We start from the raw sequence: 18,792 nt of genomic DNA, 5'->3' as shown, positions 1-18,792 counted from the left end.
TTGTCCGCAATAGCGTCTCTTATCATACTTACTAGGTACTTATTGAGTGTGAGTAGTAGTCCAATTGTTAGTAGTATTGCTGATATGCGTAATAAGCCGTAATTGTATAGTTGTGGGGCGTAATCCATGAAACCCAGTGTCCAGATTATGTAAAATTGAATGAATAATACAACTCCAGCGAACCGCAATGCTATCTCCCTAACGCCCATTCCCTCTTTCTCCTTACTTAATTCTTCTTTAATGTATTACTCATGGTTCACTGTTTCCATGAGCTTTTTGACCTTGTTTGTGAAGTTTTGTAGGTTGTATCTTTCCTTGCTCTTGTGTACTTTTTCCCTGTCTATGAGTTTTTCTGCGTTTTCTATTAGTTTTGGTATTTCCTCTATTGTGTTGTAGCCTAGTCCGTATTTTCCCTCCTCCAGTATGTCTGTCCAGGGTCCCCCTGTTTTTGGTGTTATTGGTATTGTTGCTGTGGCTATTGCGTCTAGTACGGCTATTCCAAAGTGTTCGTTTCGCTTTAGGTGTAGGTATGCTGATGCGTGTTTGTAGTACTCTTCCTTGGTTTTTTCGTCTGCGTTTGGTATTATTTCTATGTTCCTCTCTGTGCCTAATGCCCTTATTACTTCCCTTGATTCCTTGGCGTCTGTTCTTCCTATTATGATGAATTTCCTGTTGATTTGTTTGGCTATTGTCCTCAGTGCCCTTAGCCCCTTGTTCCACTCCAGTCTTCCCACGGTTAGTACGTAGTCCTCCTTCTCTGGCACCTTATCCGTGCTTATTGTGTAGTGTGGGCTTAGTATGTATTCGTGGTTTGGTTCTATCCCCATTTTTGGTAGTAGTTTTTTGGCTAGGTTCATTGTGTACCTGGAGTTGTAAACCATGTATGCCCCATCGTATATTTTGTAAATCCTCGAGAGCACCCAGAATAGTGGCTTGTTTCTTATGTTGCCGTACTCATCTATTACGAAGTCTACAAAGGATAAGCCATGAAGTATTATTGGTCCTTTGTTGTGGGGTATGAAGTTTGGGTGGTTGTTTATGACCAAATCGCAATCGCCCACATACCCGCCCACTAGCCTGCCCAGCTTCCTGAAGTTTATGTAGTTGGTTAGTAGTGAGTATGGGTCGTACGAAGCCCTGAAGCCCACAGGCACAACCCTGCTTGGGTAGTTAATCCCAACCCTAGGCTCTCCGGCAATCACGAACTCCACCTCATGCCCAAGCCTGGTTAGGGCGTTGGCTAGCTGCAGGGCGTAGATCTGCCCACCACCGAGTCTCGTGAACTCCTCAAGTATGCAAACACGCATTTACGCACCGCATCCGGTGCACCCTTATAAACTGTGCCGTCGATGTTGCCCACTTTTTCTACTCGGTGTCCATATGCGTTACCAATAATTGGTAACGCAATACGAGCCACAAAACAACCACCAGCATGAAATCGCAACCCAGGTCTGCGCCGGGCAACGTAAGGTTAATAAGCAAAGCCCACAATCAAGTAATGGTAATGCATAGTGAACTAAAGAGCGAAATACTCAGGATGCTTCGTGAGGATGAGGAGTTTAGGTTAGCCGTAATGGGTTTGCTTGGTTATGCCGACCTCAAGTCCTCCGTGGATAGGCTTGTTGAGGCTGTCAACGAGTTAACAAAGCTAGCCAAGGCGCACGAGGAGAGGTTGGCGAAGCTTGAGGAGAGGGTGGCAGGGGTTGAGGATAGGTTATCGAGGGTTGAGGCAGCCATTGAGGAGTTAGTGAAGGTTGTGAAATCCCATGAGGAGAGGTTGGCTAGGCTTGAGACTGCAGTTGAGGAGTTAACAAAAATCGTTAAGGAGCATGAGGAGAGGTTGGCAAAGCTGGAGGAGAGAATGGCTAGCGCTGAGGAGAGACTCACGAAGGTTGAGGATAGGTTGACCAGGCTTGAGGCTGTGGTTGAGGAGTTGGCTAAGGCTACGAGGGAGAACACGAGGGCAATCAGTGAGTTGAGGAAGGCCATGGAGCATCTCGAGAGGAGGTTGACAGGAATTGAGAACATGCTCAACAACCTAACAATAGGCCTCGAGTACGAAGCCAACCACGTCGTCCAATACCTCCTCAAGCAGAGAGGTATTGAAATTAGGACGGGCGTCACGTACTTCGATAGGAAGTTCGAGTTCGACATCTACGGAGTGAGCGAGCAATTAACCGTAATCGGTGACGCCAAGGTGAAGGCCGGTCCCCAAACCGTTAGGAGGCTCGTTAGGAAGGTGAGGAGGGCCATGGACAGGTACCCAGACAGGTTCAAGGGAAAGGTCGTGACGGTCCTATACTGCCTAAGGGCATTGCCAGATGCCATAAAAGAGGCGGAGAGCCAGGGAATATGGCTGGTAGAGGACATGCAGCCAAGGACTGGGCTTAGCATATAAGCCTAGAGATCACGTTCACGAGGTTGGGCGTTCCCACTAGGCTGGTCTTTGCCTCCTGTGATTACGCATCCTTGCCTATGGCGCGTGGTCTAGCCTACACGTTAGCCTCCCTCCTCAAGTACCTCCTCAATAGTGGCACCATGTCCACCTGCCTCAATATTGGGTCCGCTATTCCATACTCACCCCTACCCCTCCGCTCAACGAAGTTATAACCCACCAATGAATTAAGTGCATTCATGAGCTCCCTATCGCCAACCCCCACACCAAGTATTGCAGATACCGCACTCTTTATCTCACTCCACCTACTGACTACCTTCAAGGCCTGGAGTACGGCTATGTATAGCGCCTTATTCACCTTGTCCTCCAGGAAGTGCTCTAATTCACTAAGCATTATCTTACCGCCCTCCTCCACCGTCATCCTTAAGGCATCCTCAAAACCCAACCCCCTGATCGCGTGGTAATTGCCGAACAATGTGAGCCAACCGATGATTCCATCTATTCGGCTAATAACCTCATCATACCTATTGAATGCCACACCCGCCTCCTCAAACCCCCTCCTCAGGAACTCCCTAGCCTCATCATCACCCAGCGGCCTCAACCTAACCTCCACAGGCGGTCTACCATACAGTGGTGAGTCGGGTCCTGGGTTTATTAGCGTCCTCATTAGTCCAACGTAGGAGCCCGTGAATATGAATGAAACCCGTGGGTTGCTTGCGAACACGTTGCCCAGTATCTTGAGGAATTGACCACCAACTCTAGAAAGCTCCTGAACCTCATCAAGCCCTATCACCGTCCTATCGCTTATAGATAGCAAAAGTTCCAATAGGCTATTCATAACCCTACGCCCACTCCTCACCGACACGCCGAGGGAGCCAACAACGAAGTTCAGGGAAACCCTGAGACCCAGGTTAATCCTCGACCTATTGATTTCATTAACCAAGAGTGAGAGCAAGTCCCTTAACGAGTTAACACCTCTGAGGTTCACGTACACAGCCCTAAACCCATCACCCTCAAGCTCCCTCAGAGCCACCTTAAGGAGACTCGTCTTACCAATACCACGCTGCCCACCAATAATCACCCAATTACCAGCCAAAACCTGTCTCCTAACGAACTCAAGCTCAGAATCCCTACCAAACAACTCATCCCTCGACTCCTTAGGATGAAGGTCAAAAAGCACTGCAGACCCACCAGTAACTGCAGAGTCTGCAGTTAATAAGCAAACCTCCGCAAACCCATGTTGAGTAAAATTTATATATGCGTTACCAATTATTGGTAACGCATATGATCCACGAAAAGTTAACACCTGGCAGCCTGCGGGCTCTCGTGAGATTGCTAACTGCAGTTGAAGATTTCTCACTGGCTCATGGTCGTGATCCCTACACTAGGGAGTTGCTTGGTGTTCTTCGTTCGTGGGGTTACGGCGAAAGCATCCTCCTGTTGGCTTGGGATTTGGGGCTTGTTGAGAGATATGATGATTATTGCAATGAGCGTAGCAGGAGGGTTTGTAGGTTCAATAGGTTGAGTGAGCGTGGACGTGAGTTCCTTAGGCATTACGGTGAGTTGCTGAAATTGCTTGGTTGATGATTGAGCCATCGCATATTAGTTAAGCCTGCTATTATCCTTGCATAATATAAGATGAAATATCGTTGGTGCTCCTCCTGGTGTTGATTATTTTTCCATGCCTTGCGTTGGTTGGTTCTGTGGTATATACGTGATTTCTTCCTTAGTGCCTTTTTAATTGGTTTGTATATAGTTGTTTTTGATGGGTTTTTCATACCTTACGCCAGGCGTTAGGGCTGTGTTGACGCGTGATGTGGATGGTATTGACCTAGGCCTCATTAGTATTGGCCCTGCCAAGGCTGGCTCCGTAATCAATGCGCCACCAACGCTCCTCGAGATACTCATTAGGCGTGGTGTTGCATCACTGCTTGAGGAGGATAAAATCGGTAGTGAGGAGATTCTTAAGAGGATTTGGCTTGAGAATAGGGCTCCAAGTGAGTTGAGGGAGTTGCCCAAGGACTTCTACGTAAGGGCTAGGTTGTCCATGGTCGGTGGCGAGCAGAGGAATGCCAAGGCCTTGACGCAGCAGTTGAGGGAGTTGGCCCAGTTGAGGCTTAGGAAGATTTTGATGCTTTTGGCGATAAATCCAGGGCTTGTGGAGTCCAGGGATTTCCTCGATAAGCTGACGGTTGAGGAGGAGGCCCTTGTGAAGTCAATGGCGCCCCTAATCAGGGAGTTCCTGAACTCGGTGGTGGGCCTGCAATGACCGAACCAATGGAGGTTAGCCTAGACTCACTGATACAGGGACTTAGGGACTTCATAGAGTCCAGCGATAGGTATGTCGATGAGATCAACAACATGATAATACAGAGGAAGAAGTCCCTCGTCATCGACTTCCACGACTTACTAATCAGCAATAAGGACCTCGCCGACATGCTCCTCGAGAGACCACAACTGATCATGCAGGCCGGTTCCGAGGCTGTTAGGCAGGCAATAACCGAGAGGGATCCCGAGCTCGCGAAGTCGGTTAGGAACTTCTACATGAGGTTTAGGAGGCTTCCCGAGTCCCTGCCAATTAGGAAGCTTAGGAGTGAGGTTTTGGGTAGGTTGATAATGGTCGAGGGCATAATAACAAGACAAACTCCTCCCAGGCATTACCTGAGGAAGTCCGTGTTCAGGTGCTCCCAGTGCGGTTATGAGGTTGAGATACCACAACCAACCACGGGCTTTGTGCAGCCGCCGAAGCGCTGTCCCAAGTGCGGTGCGATAAACAGCATGGTGTTTGTTGAGGAGAGGAGTGAGTTCATTGATTGGCAGAAGATCATCGTGCAGGAAAAACCAGAGGAACTACCGCCAGGGCAGTTGCCCAGGAGTATCGAGGCAATATTACTGGATGACCTCGTGGATACGGTAAAGCCTGGGGATAGGGTCTACCTAGTCGGTGTTATGAACCTGGACCTGGCAGACCTCAGGAAGGGCAAGCCGCCCGTTGTCTCGAGCTTCATGGACGTCAATTACGTCGAGAGCCAACAGAGGGAGTTGGTTGAGATCGAGATAACCCCTGAGGATGAGAAGAGGATACTCGATCTAGCGAAGATGCCTGATGTTAGGGAGAGGATAATTAGGTCAATAGCACCATCGATTTACGGCATGGAGGACATAAAGGAGGCAATCGCATGCCTACTCTTTGGCGGCGTACCCAAGGTCTACCCAGACGGGATTAGGGTCAGGGGCGACATACATATACTCCTGGTTGGAGACCCAGGTATGGCTAAGACCCAGCTACTGAGGTTCGTAACCAAGATAGCACCCAGGGCGGTGTACACAACGGGTAAGGGTAGCTCGGCTGCGGGGTTGACGGCAGCCGTGGTTCGCGAAAAGGACACGGGTGAGTTCTACCTGGAGGCCGGCGCCCTTGTTCTAGCCGATACCGGCGTTGCGGTGATTGACGAGATAGACAAAATGGATGCTAAGGATAGGGTCGCTATTCACGAAGCCCTTGAGCAGCAGACGGTCTCCATAGCCAAGGCGGGCATTGTGGCGACACTGAACGCCAGGTGCAGTGTTCTGGCGGCGGCAAACCCGGCTTTCGGTAGGTATTTGCCCAACAGGACTGTGGCTGAGAACGTTGATTTACCGGTGACACTGCTCTCAAGGTTTGACTTAATATTCATCATTAGGGATGAGCCGAACCTCGATAGGGATAAGGCCATTGCGGAGCACATAACCACATTGCATGCCGGTGAGGTTCCGGAGGGCTTCACCGAAATAATATCCCCAGACCTACTTAGGAAGTACATAGCCTATGCGCGCAAGCACGTGAAGCCGGTACTGACTCCGGAGGCTAGGGAGAGGATTGTGCAGTTCTACGTCCAGATGAGGGCTAAGTCCAGGGAGCCGGATTCACCGATAGCTATAACGGCTAGGCAGCTCGAGGCTTTGATTAGATTGGCTGAGGCTGAGGCTAAGATGAGGTTAAGCCCGGTTGTTGAGGCTGAGGATGCGGACAGGGCGATTAGGCTATTCATGAAGTACCTGAGCAGTGTTGGTATTGATATTGAGTCGGGGAAGATAGACATCGACATAATAATGACTGGAAAACCAAAGTCAGCACAGGAGAGGCTTGCCCTTGTCATGAACATACTGGCACAACTTGAGGATGCCAATGGAGGAAAACCCGTGAGAATCGAGGACCTATACCGCGAAGCTGAATCAGCCGGTTTGGATAGGCAGGCCGTGGATAAGGCAATAAACATGCTCCTGAAGTCCGGCGATGTATACACCCCACGCCCAGGATATATAAAGTTAATCAGGTTATAATCAGGTTAATCAGTAAATGATATTTAAAAACATGAGAAATGCTCGTTCTCTCACGCCAGCACGACTCTCGGTAGTTCCTCTATTGTTTCCTTGGTGCGTGTCTTTGTGTTGGGTGTTTGTCTGTGTTGTGGTTGCTTTTAGCCGGTATGGTGTGCGTCATTGATGCCCTTCGTTCCTGTGGAGCCTCGTTCACGGCTCAACTTGTCATTAACCACGTTCTTCATGAATGAGCTTGAGAAACATAGGTGTTTCGGCTATGCACCAAAGTGAGTGCCTAGCCAAGGGTGGGTTTAAAATCAATGGGCCGCCGAAAAACGGCAAAGGCCCGATGACTAGCAAGGAGAGTTTAAGGTCAAGCAACGAAGCCTCCCAGCCCCAACCCACCCAGGCAGGGAGGATAGAGCTATGTACCGAGTTGATAAGCAAGGCAATGAGGTGCCTAGGCAATGGAGACAAGGATTGCGTCATGAGGAAGATCGAGGAGTTAATAAAGGCAAACTGCCACGACGGTAGGCTAATCGGCAAGGAGGTTGCTGACGGGGTTAGAGAGATTGTTCACGAATTGTGGCTCGTCAGTAATCATGAGGAGGAGTGTAGGTTATTGAGGATACTTAGGGACCTTGGTGTATCGAGGAATTGGGTTAAGGACACACTAGGTGTGGATACGAAAAGACTGAACAACTGGCTCATTAGGTGCGGTATTGATTTGAAAGGTAGGGCAAAGAGGAGCGAAGTCGTTAAGAGGATTGAGGATTTGTTAAGGAGGTTAGGTTGGAGCGAGGTTAAGATGTGTGAGGAAATGTTTCGTTTCATCAACATCAACGTAGATGAGTTTAGGAGGCGCGGAATAGAGCCGTGTAGTTGGTTAGGTCTGGAGTCATTGCGTGACTTGAGGAGACCCTATTGGCTTGGATTAAAGGATAGTGACTTAGTAATCGGGAAATACAAAATGAAAGTTAAGTTGACGTTAAATACTACGAATGCTATTGATGCCATATTCTTCTTAACACTATTGAACGCGGTCAAGGCACTAAGTCTAGAAATTGTGTGGATTAAGATGCCGGTCGCGAAATACGTATATATACCAATTGCTTTATCATACTATGTATACCTAGACATTGATGAGTGGCCGTGGCCCATTGAGCTCAGTGCCTATGAGCTTGAGAAAACGCTCAATGGCTTTAGCGATGAGGGGCTTGCGGAGTACATAGCTGGCAAAATAGATGGAGATGGTTCAATACTTGTTTCTAAAGATAAAGAGGGCTGTCTGCGTGCTATTGTGAGAATTACGGCGTGTAAGGGCTGTCCGAAGAGGACAAACCTCGATGTGCTGAAGGAGATGATCGCCAGGAGGTTCGGCATTATCGGGCACATTAATCCAACTGCCGAAAAAATTAATTTAGTGTTCAATGGCGAGAGCGCCATTAGGTTGCTTAGGCGTATAATGAAATACATCCACCACCCGCTCAAGAGATTGAGGGCCGAACTAATCTTGGCATATTATGAGGGTAGGATAGACCGTGGAACATTCGAGAAACTTTACGAAATGACAGAATACGAGTACGGAGGCCCAGAGGTAAAACGCAACAACGCCCTGGAAGCCACCACCCGAGCGGCCCCACAAACCCACACCCATGGGGACAAAACAAAACCAAAACACAAACCGAAGAATTAAAATAAAAAGTTAATAAGGCCGGGGTCTCCACAGCGCCGCTTTATATGGAGGGTGAGTTAATGATTGACAAGTTAAACATGATATTAAACGGACTTAAGAATACTATCATGTCCACCGTAGAGAAGCCATTGGGTAGGTTGAGGTCGATGGGTGTTGAGGTTGGTGAGGAGGGCACAATGGGTGATTGGGGTTGGGCGGTCATTAGTAAGGCTATGGAGGTCGGTATCCTAAGCCTAGGCGATGCTGATATCGACGCCATGTACTACGTATTCAGAAGATGCGCAACACTCGAGGAAATGACTAGGGAGGCATTGTCTAGGCCGGGTGAGGTTGATGAGAACTTCGTGAATAACCTACTGGACGACTTTAGAGAAAACGTGGAGGCGCTATCAAGGATTAAAGAGAGACTCGACCTTCTGCTTGCCTAGGATGATTATATAATCTATATATATCAATATTTATAAACCAGAGTACTCATAAGACACGTATCGAGCGCGTTATTTTTAATGCGCATAGGGGGGCATTGCTTAATAAGGTCGAAGTTATCATTTAACGATTAAAATGAGTGTTCAGGAAACCAGCATATACACGCTGGAGATTATCTATAGAGGTATACATCAGAGGCATTTGGCGAGAAACCTCGCGAGGGGCATTGTATATGCGGCTAGGATGGAGGGCAATGTCGCCCTATCATACCAGCGATATGGTGATGACCCTGAGAGGGATGGCGTACCCGCCAAGTACTTCGTGGTTATCGCCAAGGGCGCCAGTGAGGAGGTTCTTGATGCAGAGGCTGCGAGGGTTGAGCCTGACTATGTCGATGTTTCCATAGTCCTTGATGACACAATACTTAAGGGTGTCGAGTCATGGGCGTGGCAGGGTATACAACCCGTACACCTCAAGCTCAGGGCTAATGGTCTTCTTATAGTGGTCTCGAGGAGAAGTCCGGAGGAGCTCCTTAAGTTTATACCAATTAAAGATTCGCCGTACACGCTTGTTGTTGTTCAGGGTGATAGGAGTATTGGTGACTTCTGGACCTTCCCGGACGATGGTACTTTGGAAAGGGTGTTGGGTGCTATTGCTAGGGTGGTGCCGAACGTACTTGGTCTTGATGGCGTTAGGAAATACCTATCAAGCCTTGACAAGCCCGATGAGAGGGTAAATAGGGCACTGGAGGCTTATCAATCGCTCGTTAAGATGAGGGAGGTTAGGCCTGGGGAGGGTTTGCCGTACAAGTACGAACAGCCGCACCTACCTGGTTGGAAGGACATGATGATTGGAGGTGCAATACCAGGTTTAAGGCCTAACCAGAGGAATCCATACTTCACTGGTGGTACGGCTAAGCACTATAGGCCCGTGATCAACTTCGACAAATGCATAAAGTGCTCCCTTTGTTGGGAGTACTGCCCAGACTCCGTATTTGATGTAACACCTGACGGTTACTTTAACCCAGCTCTAGCCTACTGTAAGGGTTGCGGCATATGCGCTGAGGTTTGTCCTGTACCTGACACCATAATCATGGTTGATGAGATGGAGTTTGAGGATGGATACGGCAAGTTCATTGATGAGTACAGGTACTGGAGGGAGAATAGGGAGGCGTATAGGAAGTGGTTCGAATCATTATTACCAAAGGCACAAATAATAAGCGTGAGAAAGAGGTGATGGGCATGGCAGTCTCTGCAATAGAGGCAAGGCGTCTCGAGGCCGTGCTTAAGGGCGATGAGGAGGTTGAGGTGGTTGGTACAGGGACCGATGCGGTTGCATACGCATTGATGCTTGCGGATATCGATGTTACAGCTGCATACCCAATAAGGCCGTATGGTGGTGTCATGGAGAGGACCGCCAGACTCATTGCTGATGGTTACCTAAAGGCTGAGTATATAGTAAGCGCTCACGAGCATGATCAGTTCGAGATTGTTAAGCATGCCTCCGCAGTTGGTGCGAGGACATTTGTTGGTAGTAGTGGTGTTGGTTGGTTATTAGCGATTGAGGCCATAGTCGCAATAAGCACCGATAGATACCCTGTGGTAGCCCTAATAGGCAATAGGGCCCTTGACGACCCAGGGGCCTACGGCGTTGAGCACAATGATGCATTGATGGTTAGGGATGTTGGTTGGTTACTGGTTTGGGTTGATACTGCCCAGGAGGCCCTGGACACAACACTGATAGCGTATAGGATCGCTGAGGATTCCAGGGTTATGCTACCCGTTGGTATATCGATGGATGGTGCATTCCTAACGCATAGTGAGCACGTGTTTAGGATACCGCCCAAGTCCAAGGTTCAGAAGTTCCTACCGCCCTACGACCTAGGTAATAGGAAGTTACACCCAAGCAACGTCATTAGTGTAGCTCCTCAGGTTAATGAGGATTGGGTTACGGAGCTCAGGAAGCAGATGGATGAGGCGATGAAGAACGCCAGGAGGGTCATTGAGGAGGCATACAGGGATTATGCTAAGATAATAGGTAGGGATTATGGGAATCCGTTTGTTGAGCCCTACATGGTTGATGATGCCGATGTAATCATGGTTGGCATGGGCACCGTATCCAAACCAATTAAGGAGGCTGTTAGGAGGTTGAGGGCGAAGGGTGAGAGGGTGGGCTTCCTAAGGATTAGGTGGTTCAGGCCATTCCCGACAGACGACATAATACGCTACCTAACGGGCGCCAAGGCCGTGGCCGTTGTGGATAGGGACTACTCATTTGGTTCGCCATTTGATGGCGGTGCACTATACACAGAAATTAGGTCCGCACTCTACGAGGCTGAGCATAGACCCCTCATGATCAATTTCATAGGCGGTTTGGGTGGTAGGGAGATCACCTACAATGATGCTATGAATATGTTCAATATTACTTTGGATACAGCAAGAAAGGGTAAGGTTGAGCAAAGGGTGATATGGTATGAAGTTAGAGAATAAAATGGACAAAGTAGAAAAATTTATTAAGGTATATGGGGTGATGGGCCCATGACAGTTCAGATTAGGTTGGCGAGGACAGTAAAGGACTTACTGCAGATGGCTCAGACGGAGTATTTTGACGCTGGCCACAGGACTTGCCAAGGTTGTGAATCGGCGATGGTTCTTAGGTGGGTTGCCAAGGCGGCTGGTCCGAATACCATTGTGATTGGAGCAACTGGCTGCATGTACGTCGCGAACACCACGTACTACACAACATCATGGGCACTACCCTGGATACACACCCAGCTCTCAGGCACGGGCTCTGCCGCTGTTGGTACGGCAGCAGCGATAAAGGCGTTGATCGAGAAGGGTAGGTTACCGAATGAGAGGATAAACGTTATTGGAATTTGTGGAGACCTGGGCTGTGCAGACGCCGGCCTTTCAGAGGTTTCTAACGCATTAACGCACACCAAGTACAACTTCCTTATACTAATGTATGATAATGAATCAAGCGCCAACACTGATATTCAGGAAACAACAATGACACCATTCGGAGCACTGACAAGCTTCAGCCCAAGCGGTAGGCAAGTCAGGATAATGAAGTACAGGTGGAAGAAGAACATGGCAGCAATGATGGCTGTAGGTCACCCAGAGGTTAAGTATGTGGCAACGGCATTGGCCGCAGACCCAATAGACCTCTACAACAAGGTCAGGAAAGCCCTAGAGATCGGCGGACCAACATTCATACACACCCTAGACCCATGCCCAAAGGGTTGGGGCTACGACCCGAAGTACAGCCACGAAATAGGTAAACTAGCGGTGGAGACAGGCATATGGCCACTCTTCGAGATAGAGAACGGAAAATTCAGACTGACAAGCACGAGTGCTAGGATAGCCAGTGGGGAACTGAAGAGGAAGCCCGTTAGGGAGTACATCAGGAGGCAAACCAGGTTCAAGCACCTAACCGATAAGGACATAGAGTACATACAGAGGAAGGTCGATGAAATGTGGGAGAAGTGGTTAATACCAGGACTAATACCACTAACAAAGGAACTGCCGTACCCTGAGGCTACAAAGACAGAGTAATTAAATAGCAAAATATAATGAATATTTATTCAATTAAACTTATAACTATGTATTTATCTAATTAAGGACATATGTCAGGTTCTAAATTGACAGATAAGCAAATACTTGGGTTCAGTAGATGGTTTGCCTTTATTGGTGCCTTCCTTGCAATGTTTATGATTAGCCCTTACGAGTACACCTTTAATGCCTTTTTCCATGATGTAATTCAATTTTTCCATATTAGCGCTGTCTTCCTATAATATTATTAATAGGTATGTTACCTAGGATAAACCCAATAGCTGTATTTAGGTTAGTAATGATTGGTTTAGCCATCGCGTCGTTCATTATAATCCAATAATGATAGGTTCCCTTGGTTGGATAAACACAATGGCTATTTCAGGTCTCTTCGGCATAATGGCTGCTCTTCTTGCGATACCATTGCTATGGAAGATACCTAAACCACCTAAAAATGATTTCTTAAGTATCGAAAATGATTGATTATTTTTCTATTAAATTAAAAGGTTTATTTTATTTTATTTTTCTTAATTATTACATGAATCTATAAATATTTTTAAATAAATGTTTATAAATTATTTCTTTATTAATATATTCGTATGGGTTTGTCTAAGGCTATTATTGAGAAGTTAATCTCAATTGTTGGTGAAAGTAATATTATTACCGATGATGTGGAGTTGCTGGTTTACGAGGCCGATGGGTCTTTTGTGTATACGGCGAAGCCCGACGTTGTTGTTTTCCCAAGGTCTACCGAGGAGGTTGCTAGGGTTGTTAGGGTTGCTTGGGAGAATAGGGTTCCGATTGTTGGTAGGGGTTCTGGCACGAGTCTTAGTGGTGGTACTTTACCGATTGAGGGTGGTATAGTCATATCCCTAGCCCGTATGAATAGGGTTCTTGAGCTTGATGTGGAGAATGAGACGGCTACTGTGGAGGCTGGTGTTATTAATCTCTGGGTTAGTGATGCCCTGGCAAAGCTCAATTATCAGTACCCGATAGACCTTGGGTATTACTTCCCAGCAGACCCTGGTTCGCAGAGGGTTTCCACAATTGGTGGTAACATAAGCCATAACGCTGGTGGTGTTAAGTGCTTCAAGTACGGTGTCACGGTGAATAACGTACGTGGATTGAAGGTTGTTCTTCCAAATGGCGAGGTTAGATCGTTTGGCGGTAAGGTTGTTGAGAACCCTGGTTACGATGTTGTGGGTATAATTAGTGGTTCCGAGGGCACAATGGCTATTGTTACGGAGGCTACCTTGAGGATTGTTAGTAATTACGAGTCCGTAAAGACCATATTGGCTGCGTTCAACTCGGTTGAGGATGCTGGTTTAGCGGTCTCGCGAATAATAAGTACTGGCATGAGGCCTGTTGCTCTTGAGTTCATGGATAGGATAGCCGTGAACGCAATAGAGGCTGGTCCCTGGGGTGGTGGGTTACCAACCGATGCTGAGGCGATACTTCTCATTGATGTGGAGGGCTCAGAGCCGGGCGCCAATTCCGAGGCTAATAGGATAATCGAGATCCTAAAATCCTCAGGCGCGTACATGGTTAAGTTAGCTAAGGATAGGGCTGAGGCGAATAGGTGGTGGGGCGCTAGGAAGCAGGCCTTTGGTGCCATGGGTTTTGTCGGTCCTAACTACATAACGGGTGATGGCACAATACCAAGGAAGAAATTACCGGAAGCCCTGCGCAGAATTAGGGAGGTTGGCAATAAGTATGGTTTCAGGATTGCCAATGTATTTCATGCAGGTGATGGTAACCTACACCCACTAATACTCTATGATGAGAGGAAACCAGGCGAAAGGGAGAGGGCTTTACAGGCTGAGGATGAGATATTGAGGATGTGTGTTGAGATTGGTGGGACAATAACTGGTGAGCACGGTGTTGGGTACCACAAAAAGCACCTGATTGGGCTGTTGTACACCGATTATGAGTTGAATGTGATGAAGAAGGTCAAATCTGTGTTCGACCCATTGGGTATTATGAATCCAGGTAAGATATTCCCACAATGAGGTGTTGATGATGTCCCTCGAGAAGGCCATAAGGATTGTTGAAGGTGAGGTTAGTAATGACTCCATTAGGGAGCCAAGTCCTGGATACGTGATTGATGGGTTGACGCCCAAGGTTGTGTTTTATCCCAGGGATGTCGATGAATTAAGCATTATGATGAAGAACATAAGCAAGGAAGGACTCAAGGTAATACCCATGGTCAACAGGAGCAAGCTATTTCTTGGCAATGTGCCTAAGGGTTACGATGTAGCCCTTGACCTGGGCAGGGTTCATAGGGTCATTGAGCCAGACCTAGAGGAGATGGTTGGTGTCTTCGGCGTTAGTGCATCCCTCATGGATGTGCGGAGGGAGCTATCACGCCTTAATAGGCGGTTGCCAATAGATCCACCCCTATCTAGTAGGTCCAGTATTGGTGGTGTTTTCTCCTGCAACCTATTCGGTCCATTAGCCTACACGTTCATGAGCACTCGAGACATCACCCTCAGGGTTAGGGCTGTGATGCCTGATGGCACGATAGTTAGGTGGGGGACCGGTATGATAAAGGATGTCGCTGGTTACAACATTAAGAGGTTGTTCATTGGATCCTGCGGCTCGTTGGGTATTATTTACGAGGTGATGACGAGGATAGCCGCAATACCTGAGGTGATCTCGGTGGCTAGGCTTAATGGTGAGCTTGACTTACTCGTTATGAGGAGATTGAAGCCTGTTGGTGCGGTAGTGATCAATGGGACTACGTACCTTAGGTTTGAGGGTGTTAAGGAGGAGGTTGAGTACAGGTTAGGCAAGCTCTCTGAGGTTTCCAGGTCAGACGTGTTCTATGGTGGTGAGGCTGATGATCTTTGGTACAGGTTAACATCCATGGATGAGCTCTTCGATAACTATACCACGGTACTTAAGGTCATAACCCCGCAGTATGTGCTAGGTGATGCATTGAAGGGTGTACGTGCAGATTACGTGGTTAAAATGCCAATGCTCGGCGAGGCATACCTAGGGTTTAGGGAGCCGCTTAATCTCGACTTTATTAATTCGTTGAGGACTAGGGTTTCGGAGTTAGGTGGTTATGTAATCACCATGAAGGCGCCCCTGGACGTGAAGAGGAATATCGATGTTTGGGGTTTGCAGCAGAATCTCGATATTATGGCGAAGCTTAAGTCCGTGTTTGATCCAGGCAATACAATGTGCTATGGTAGGTTTGTGGGTGGTATCTGATGATCAGCGGTGGTGAGTTAAGAAAGAGATTGATTGAGGAGGGACTTAACGAGACCTATAAGTGCGTCCATTGCGGCTTCTGCCTACCCACATGCCCAACCTACAGGGCGACCTGGGATGAGACGGACAGCCCTAGGGGTAGGATCTACCTAGTCAAGGCGTTGCTCACAGGAAGAATCCAACCCACGGAATCGCTACTGGAGCACCTCGATAGGTGCGTAATATGTAGGAGGTGCGAAACAGCATGTCCATCCGGGGTTATGTATAGTAAGATTATCGAGGCTGCCTACGCCTACTTAGGTGATAAACTCACGAACTATGGTTACCCATGGCACGTAAGGACAGGTTTCAAGCTTATTGAGAGCCCAACCATAATAAAGCTAGCCCTATCTGTATCCTCATCATTACCTGGAATACCAGAACACATGAAGGGTTTTGCAAGATCTAGGGATGAGGAGAAGCTTGATTATGTTCTCGGTAGAGTATTCAAACCACCCGTAGGTAAACCAACCAGGGGTAGGGTGCTTCTGTTTGTTACGAATTCCTGTGTTGCCTGGCAATCGCACACGCACCTTGTTTATGCGACAATAAGGGTGTTGGTTTGGAATGGTTTTGAGGTTATTGTACCCAGGGAATTCAAATGCTGCGGTGCACCCTACATGCACATGGGTAACTTCAACAAGGCTCTGGAATTGGCTAAATACAATATTGATGTTCTGAATAAATACGCTAATGAATACGGCATTGATTATTTAGTGGTGCCCGACTCAGGCGGTTGTCAAGCCCAGTGGTTGGAGTACGAGAAGTTGCTTGGCATAAATATTGGTCTCAGGCAAAAGATTGTTAATACATTACAACTATTGGACAAAGCCGGTTTGGTTGGTGAGTTAGGCCCCGTTAAGATGAGGATATCGATACAACATAGTTGCCACCTAATGAATGTGGCTAAGGCCCATGATTCAGTAACTAAGATTATAAGCAAAATACCGGGCCTCGAAATAAAAGGCCTAGAAACAGCCGACATATGCTGTGGAGCTGGCATGATGTATCCAGATAGGCACCCAGACATTGCCGACAGGATAATAAGGCCTAAGGTTGACGAACTTATTAAACTAAAGTCAGATGCATTAATACTGGAAAGCGTTACATGTAAGGCACATTGGGCCAATACGCTGAGAAAATACAACATAAATAATATTAAGTTGATGTATCCCACGGAATTGCTTGATCTATCATACATGGCAGGGACTAACCCTGGATATAGGGACTTAATTAAATACTGAATATGTCTCAATAATATTAAATATTTTTTATGAATTTAAAAGTATTCGTTCATATTATTCTCTACACCGTATAAAAAGTAAAATGTTTTACCATAAAGATAATATTTAAAATTTTGGATAATTATTAATAATGATGTTCACACAGCCTCTGAATCCCCTGGGTAATCTTGTATTAACCTCGTTGGCTGCGCTGATACCGATAATACTACTATTAGCACTGCTGGCAGGGCTTAGAATGTCCGCCTGGCTTGCCACATTAATAACTTCAATAGTGACAATATTGGTGGCTATTCCTACTTGGCATAGCCCACCTCTGGAGACATTTGAGGCATGGGTTATAGGGGCTCTCGTCGGCTTTTGGTATATAACCTGGATAACCATATGGGGCGTCACTATCTATAATACTCTCGTCCTTACGGGAAAATTTGACGTATTTAAGGATTGGGTTGTTGCCAATGCCACAAGCGATGCAAGGGTTCAAGCCATCCTCTTGGCATGGTCCTTTGGCGCACTTATGGAAGGTCTCGTTGGTTTTGGTTATCCCTGGGCCATAGTTTCACCATTGCTCGTTGCTTTAGGTTATGAATGGATTAAAGCTATACAGACATCTGCACTGGCTAATAATGCGCCCGTATCCTTTGGAGCTTTAGGAACCCCTATCATAGCCCTATCATTAGTTACTGGGATACCGTTAATGACAATGTCAGCTGCTGTGGGTAGAGTGGTTGCATTATTGGCTGTCTTTGTACCATTTATACTATTGATTATTGTTGATGGAGCTCGTGGATTAAGGGATGCATGGCCAGTGGCATTGATAGGTGGGTTGGGTTATGTCGCTGGACAGTTTCCGGTTTCTAATTACTTAGGGCCTTATTTACCTGATATTGCCGGGTCATTAATATCATTCTTCGTATTAATGTTATTTTTAAGGGTATGGAGACCCAAGAGAATAATAACTTTTGGCGCTGCGACAAATGGCTCATCAACGCAAAGGTCATTTACGACTAAAGACGTAATATTAGCTTGGTCACCCTTCATTATATTAATATTCGTTGTGACACTGTGGACAGGTCCATGGTCTCCATTACCTAAATTCGTAATTACAACTTGGTCATTAAAGGCCTACTCCACAGTTCTGCACAAGGGTTGCTGTTGCATTTGCAGTTAATCCATTTGTTGCTGGTACTTCCATATTTGTGTCCTGGTTAATAATATGGGCAGTACTTGGCGCTAAACCTAAAGTGTTCGTAGAATCGCTTAAGAGGACTTTTAATCAAATGTGGGGTGCGATTTTGACGGGATTTTTCGTTGTTGGGTTAGCTTACGTCTTTAATTAATAGTGGTATGGCATACTCGTTGGCATACGCAAGTTCATTAGTAGGTCTTGCGTTTATCCTGATTTCACCATTCTTAGGCTTTATAGGTGCTGCAATGTCTGGTAGTAACACAGCATCGAATACGTTATTTGGCGCTTTACAGGCGGCTGTCGGTAAGTTGTTAGGGTTACCAGTACCCTTACTGCCAGCTTCCAATTCCGTTGGCGCTGAGCTTGGAAAGCCTGTTGCACCACAAACCGTTAGTGTTGGCGTCTCAACAACACCCTACGTTAGGAAGGAGGGTATTATAGTTAGGAAGAATTTGCCGTGGGCAATAATGTATGTACTTTACCTAATATTTATAATATCGTTATATGCCTTCGTCTTTCCATGGGCCATGCCTAAGGTATAGGCTCTGATATTGCTGATATTTAGTTTAAAATTATATAAAAATATTATCCCTACATGAGTTAATGGTTATAAATAGGTAATATATTGAGCCCCGATGCAGGTATGCGTTAGGGGCTATGCCTCTATAGCCAATTTAGGACCTGGATTCGATATACTAGCCCTAGCCCTCAGTAATCCGTATGATGACGTGTTGGTTCGG

General features: G+C 46.9%; 15 protein-coding genes and 1 pseudogene. 13 read left to right on the top strand and 3 right to left on the bottom strand.

The genetic code is table 11. The features are described from left to right. On the bottom strand, positions 1–209 hold a 209-nt coding region (locus B7L70_RS08085; RefSeq protein WP_143701596.1), incomplete at its 3' end, for a hypothetical protein. Positions 210–245: 36 nt separating this feature from the next. Beyond that, a complete protein-coding gene (locus B7L70_RS08080; RefSeq protein WP_081227349.1) occupies positions 246–1,307 on the bottom strand; it encodes a glycosyltransferase family 4 protein in 1,062 nt (353 codons plus the stop codon). Between the two features lie 197 nt (positions 1,308–1,504). On the opposite strand from B7L70_RS08080, the gene B7L70_RS08075 reads away from it, so the two are divergent. Continuing rightward, complete coding sequence (locus tag B7L70_RS08075) at positions 1,505–2,398, top strand: hypothetical protein (protein WP_143701595.1); 894 nt, start codon at positions 1,505–1,507, stop codon at positions 2,396–2,398. Positions 2,399–2,492: 94 nt separating this feature from the next. Here the strand turns inward: B7L70_RS08075 and B7L70_RS08070 are convergent, their stop codons facing one another. Further along, on the bottom strand, positions 2,493–3,575 hold the full coding sequence (locus tag B7L70_RS08070) for an ATP-binding protein (RefSeq protein ID WP_081227347.1): 1,083 nt from the start codon (positions 3,573–3,575) through the stop codon (positions 2,493–2,495). A 104-nt stretch (positions 3,576–3,679) separates the two neighbouring features. Here B7L70_RS08070 and B7L70_RS08065 point away from each other — a divergent pair, with 104 nt between their 5' ends. The 12 genes and pseudogenes from B7L70_RS08065 to B7L70_RS14300 all read left to right on the top strand — a co-directional run bounded on the left by B7L70_RS08065 (position 3,680) and on the right by B7L70_RS14300 (position 18,594). Further along, positions 3,680–3,979, top strand: a complete 300-nt coding sequence (locus B7L70_RS08065) for a hypothetical protein (RefSeq protein ID WP_081227346.1) — start codon at positions 3,680–3,682, stop codon at positions 3,977–3,979. Between the two features lie 181 nt (positions 3,980–4,160). Next, positions 4,161–4,664, top strand: coding sequence for a hypothetical protein (locus tag B7L70_RS08060; RefSeq protein ID WP_081227345.1), 504 nt, complete (start codon positions 4,161–4,163; stop codon positions 4,662–4,664). Next, positions 4,661–6,718 (top strand): minichromosome maintenance protein MCM, encoded by a 2,058-nt coding sequence (mcm, locus tag B7L70_RS08055; RefSeq protein WP_081227344.1) that lies wholly within the window; start codon positions 4,661–4,663, stop codon positions 6,716–6,718. Before B7L70_RS08060 ends, mcm begins: the two co-directional genes overlap by 4 nt. Before the next feature lie 256 nt (positions 6,719–6,974). Beyond that, positions 6,975–8,393 (top strand): hypothetical protein, encoded by a 1,419-nt coding sequence (locus tag B7L70_RS08050; RefSeq protein WP_143701594.1) that lies wholly within the window; start codon positions 6,975–6,977, stop codon positions 8,391–8,393. A gap of 59 nt (positions 8,394–8,452) precedes the next feature. Beyond that, entirely contained in the window at positions 8,453–8,821 is a 369-nt protein-coding gene (locus B7L70_RS08045) for a hypothetical protein (protein WP_081227352.1), read from the top strand. A 133-nt stretch (positions 8,822–8,954) separates the two neighbouring features. Further along, positions 8,955–10,055 carry a 4Fe-4S dicluster-binding protein gene (locus B7L70_RS08040; RefSeq protein ID WP_081227342.1) on the top strand — a complete coding sequence of 367 codons (1,101 nt, stop codon included), beginning with the start codon at positions 8,955–8,957 and terminating at the stop codon, positions 10,053–10,055. 5 nt (positions 10,056–10,060) lie between these two features. Next, on the top strand, positions 10,061–11,308 hold the full coding sequence (locus tag B7L70_RS08035) for a pyruvate ferredoxin oxidoreductase (RefSeq protein ID WP_081227351.1): 1,248 nt from the start codon (positions 10,061–10,063) through the stop codon (positions 11,306–11,308). Positions 11,309–11,356: 48 nt separating this feature from the next. After that, on the top strand, positions 11,357–12,373 hold the full coding sequence (locus B7L70_RS08030) for a thiamine pyrophosphate-dependent enzyme (RefSeq protein ID WP_081227341.1): 1,017 nt from the start codon (positions 11,357–11,359) through the stop codon (positions 12,371–12,373). A gap of 593 nt (positions 12,374–12,966) precedes the next feature. Then, entirely contained in the window at positions 12,967–14,376 is a 1,410-nt protein-coding gene (locus B7L70_RS08020; RefSeq protein WP_081227340.1) for an FAD-binding oxidoreductase, read from the top strand. A 10-nt stretch (positions 14,377–14,386) separates the two neighbouring features. Continuing rightward, positions 14,387–15,583 carry an FAD-binding oxidoreductase gene (locus tag B7L70_RS08015; protein ID WP_081227350.1) on the top strand — a complete coding sequence of 399 codons (1,197 nt, stop codon included), beginning with the start codon at positions 14,387–14,389 and terminating at the stop codon, positions 15,581–15,583. Further along, a complete protein-coding gene (locus B7L70_RS08010) occupies positions 15,583–16,866 on the top strand; it encodes a (Fe-S)-binding protein (RefSeq protein ID WP_081227339.1) in 1,284 nt (427 codons plus the stop codon). The genes B7L70_RS08015 and B7L70_RS08010 overlap by 1 nt, the downstream gene beginning before the upstream one ends. A 133-nt stretch (positions 16,867–16,999) precedes the next feature. Next, a pseudogene (locus B7L70_RS14300) lies at positions 17,000–18,594 on the top strand (L-lactate permease). Positions 18,595–18,792: the final 198 nt, after the last annotated feature.

It is taken from the genome of Vulcanisaeta sp. EB80, from assembly GCF_002078205.2.
Note: the sequence above shows the minus strand (reverse complement) of the source record. Positions and strands in the feature narration are given on the sequence as shown.

Bases quoted from the DNA above. Each gene is read 5' to 3' on its own strand.
- B7L70_RS08080 (WP_081227349.1), bottom strand. From the start codon at position 1,307: ATGCGTGTTTGCATACTTGAGGAGTTCACGAGACTCGGTGGTGGGCAG.
- B7L70_RS08075 (WP_143701595.1), top strand. From the start codon at position 1,505: ATGCATAGTGAACTAAAGAGCGAAATACTCAGGATGCTTCGTGAGGAT.
- B7L70_RS08065 (WP_081227346.1), top strand. From the start codon at position 3,680: ATGATCCACGAAAAGTTAACACCTGGCAGCCTGCGGGCTCTCGTGAGA.
- B7L70_RS08060 (WP_081227345.1), top strand. From the start codon at position 4,161: ATGGGTTTTTCATACCTTACGCCAGGCGTTAGGGCTGTGTTGACGCGT.
- mcm (WP_081227344.1), top strand. From the start codon at position 4,661: ATGACCGAACCAATGGAGGTTAGCCTAGACTCACTGATACAGGGACTT.
- B7L70_RS08050 (WP_143701594.1), top strand. From the start codon at position 6,975: ATGCACCAAAGTGAGTGCCTAGCCAAGGGTGGGTTTAAAATCAATGGG.
- B7L70_RS08045 (WP_081227352.1), top strand. From the start codon at position 8,453: ATGATTGACAAGTTAAACATGATATTAAACGGACTTAAGAATACTATC.
- B7L70_RS08040 (WP_081227342.1), top strand. From the start codon at position 8,955: ATGAGTGTTCAGGAAACCAGCATATACACGCTGGAGATTATCTATAGA.
- B7L70_RS08035 (WP_081227351.1), top strand. From the start codon at position 10,061: ATGGCAGTCTCTGCAATAGAGGCAAGGCGTCTCGAGGCCGTGCTTAAG.
- B7L70_RS08030 (WP_081227341.1), top strand. From the start codon at position 11,357: ATGACAGTTCAGATTAGGTTGGCGAGGACAGTAAAGGACTTACTGCAG.
- B7L70_RS08020 (WP_081227340.1), top strand. From the start codon at position 12,967: ATGGGTTTGTCTAAGGCTATTATTGAGAAGTTAATCTCAATTGTTGGT.
- B7L70_RS08015 (WP_081227350.1), top strand. From the start codon at position 14,387: ATGTCCCTCGAGAAGGCCATAAGGATTGTTGAAGGTGAGGTTAGTAAT.
- B7L70_RS08010 (WP_081227339.1), top strand. From the start codon at position 15,583: ATGATCAGCGGTGGTGAGTTAAGAAAGAGATTGATTGAGGAGGGACTT.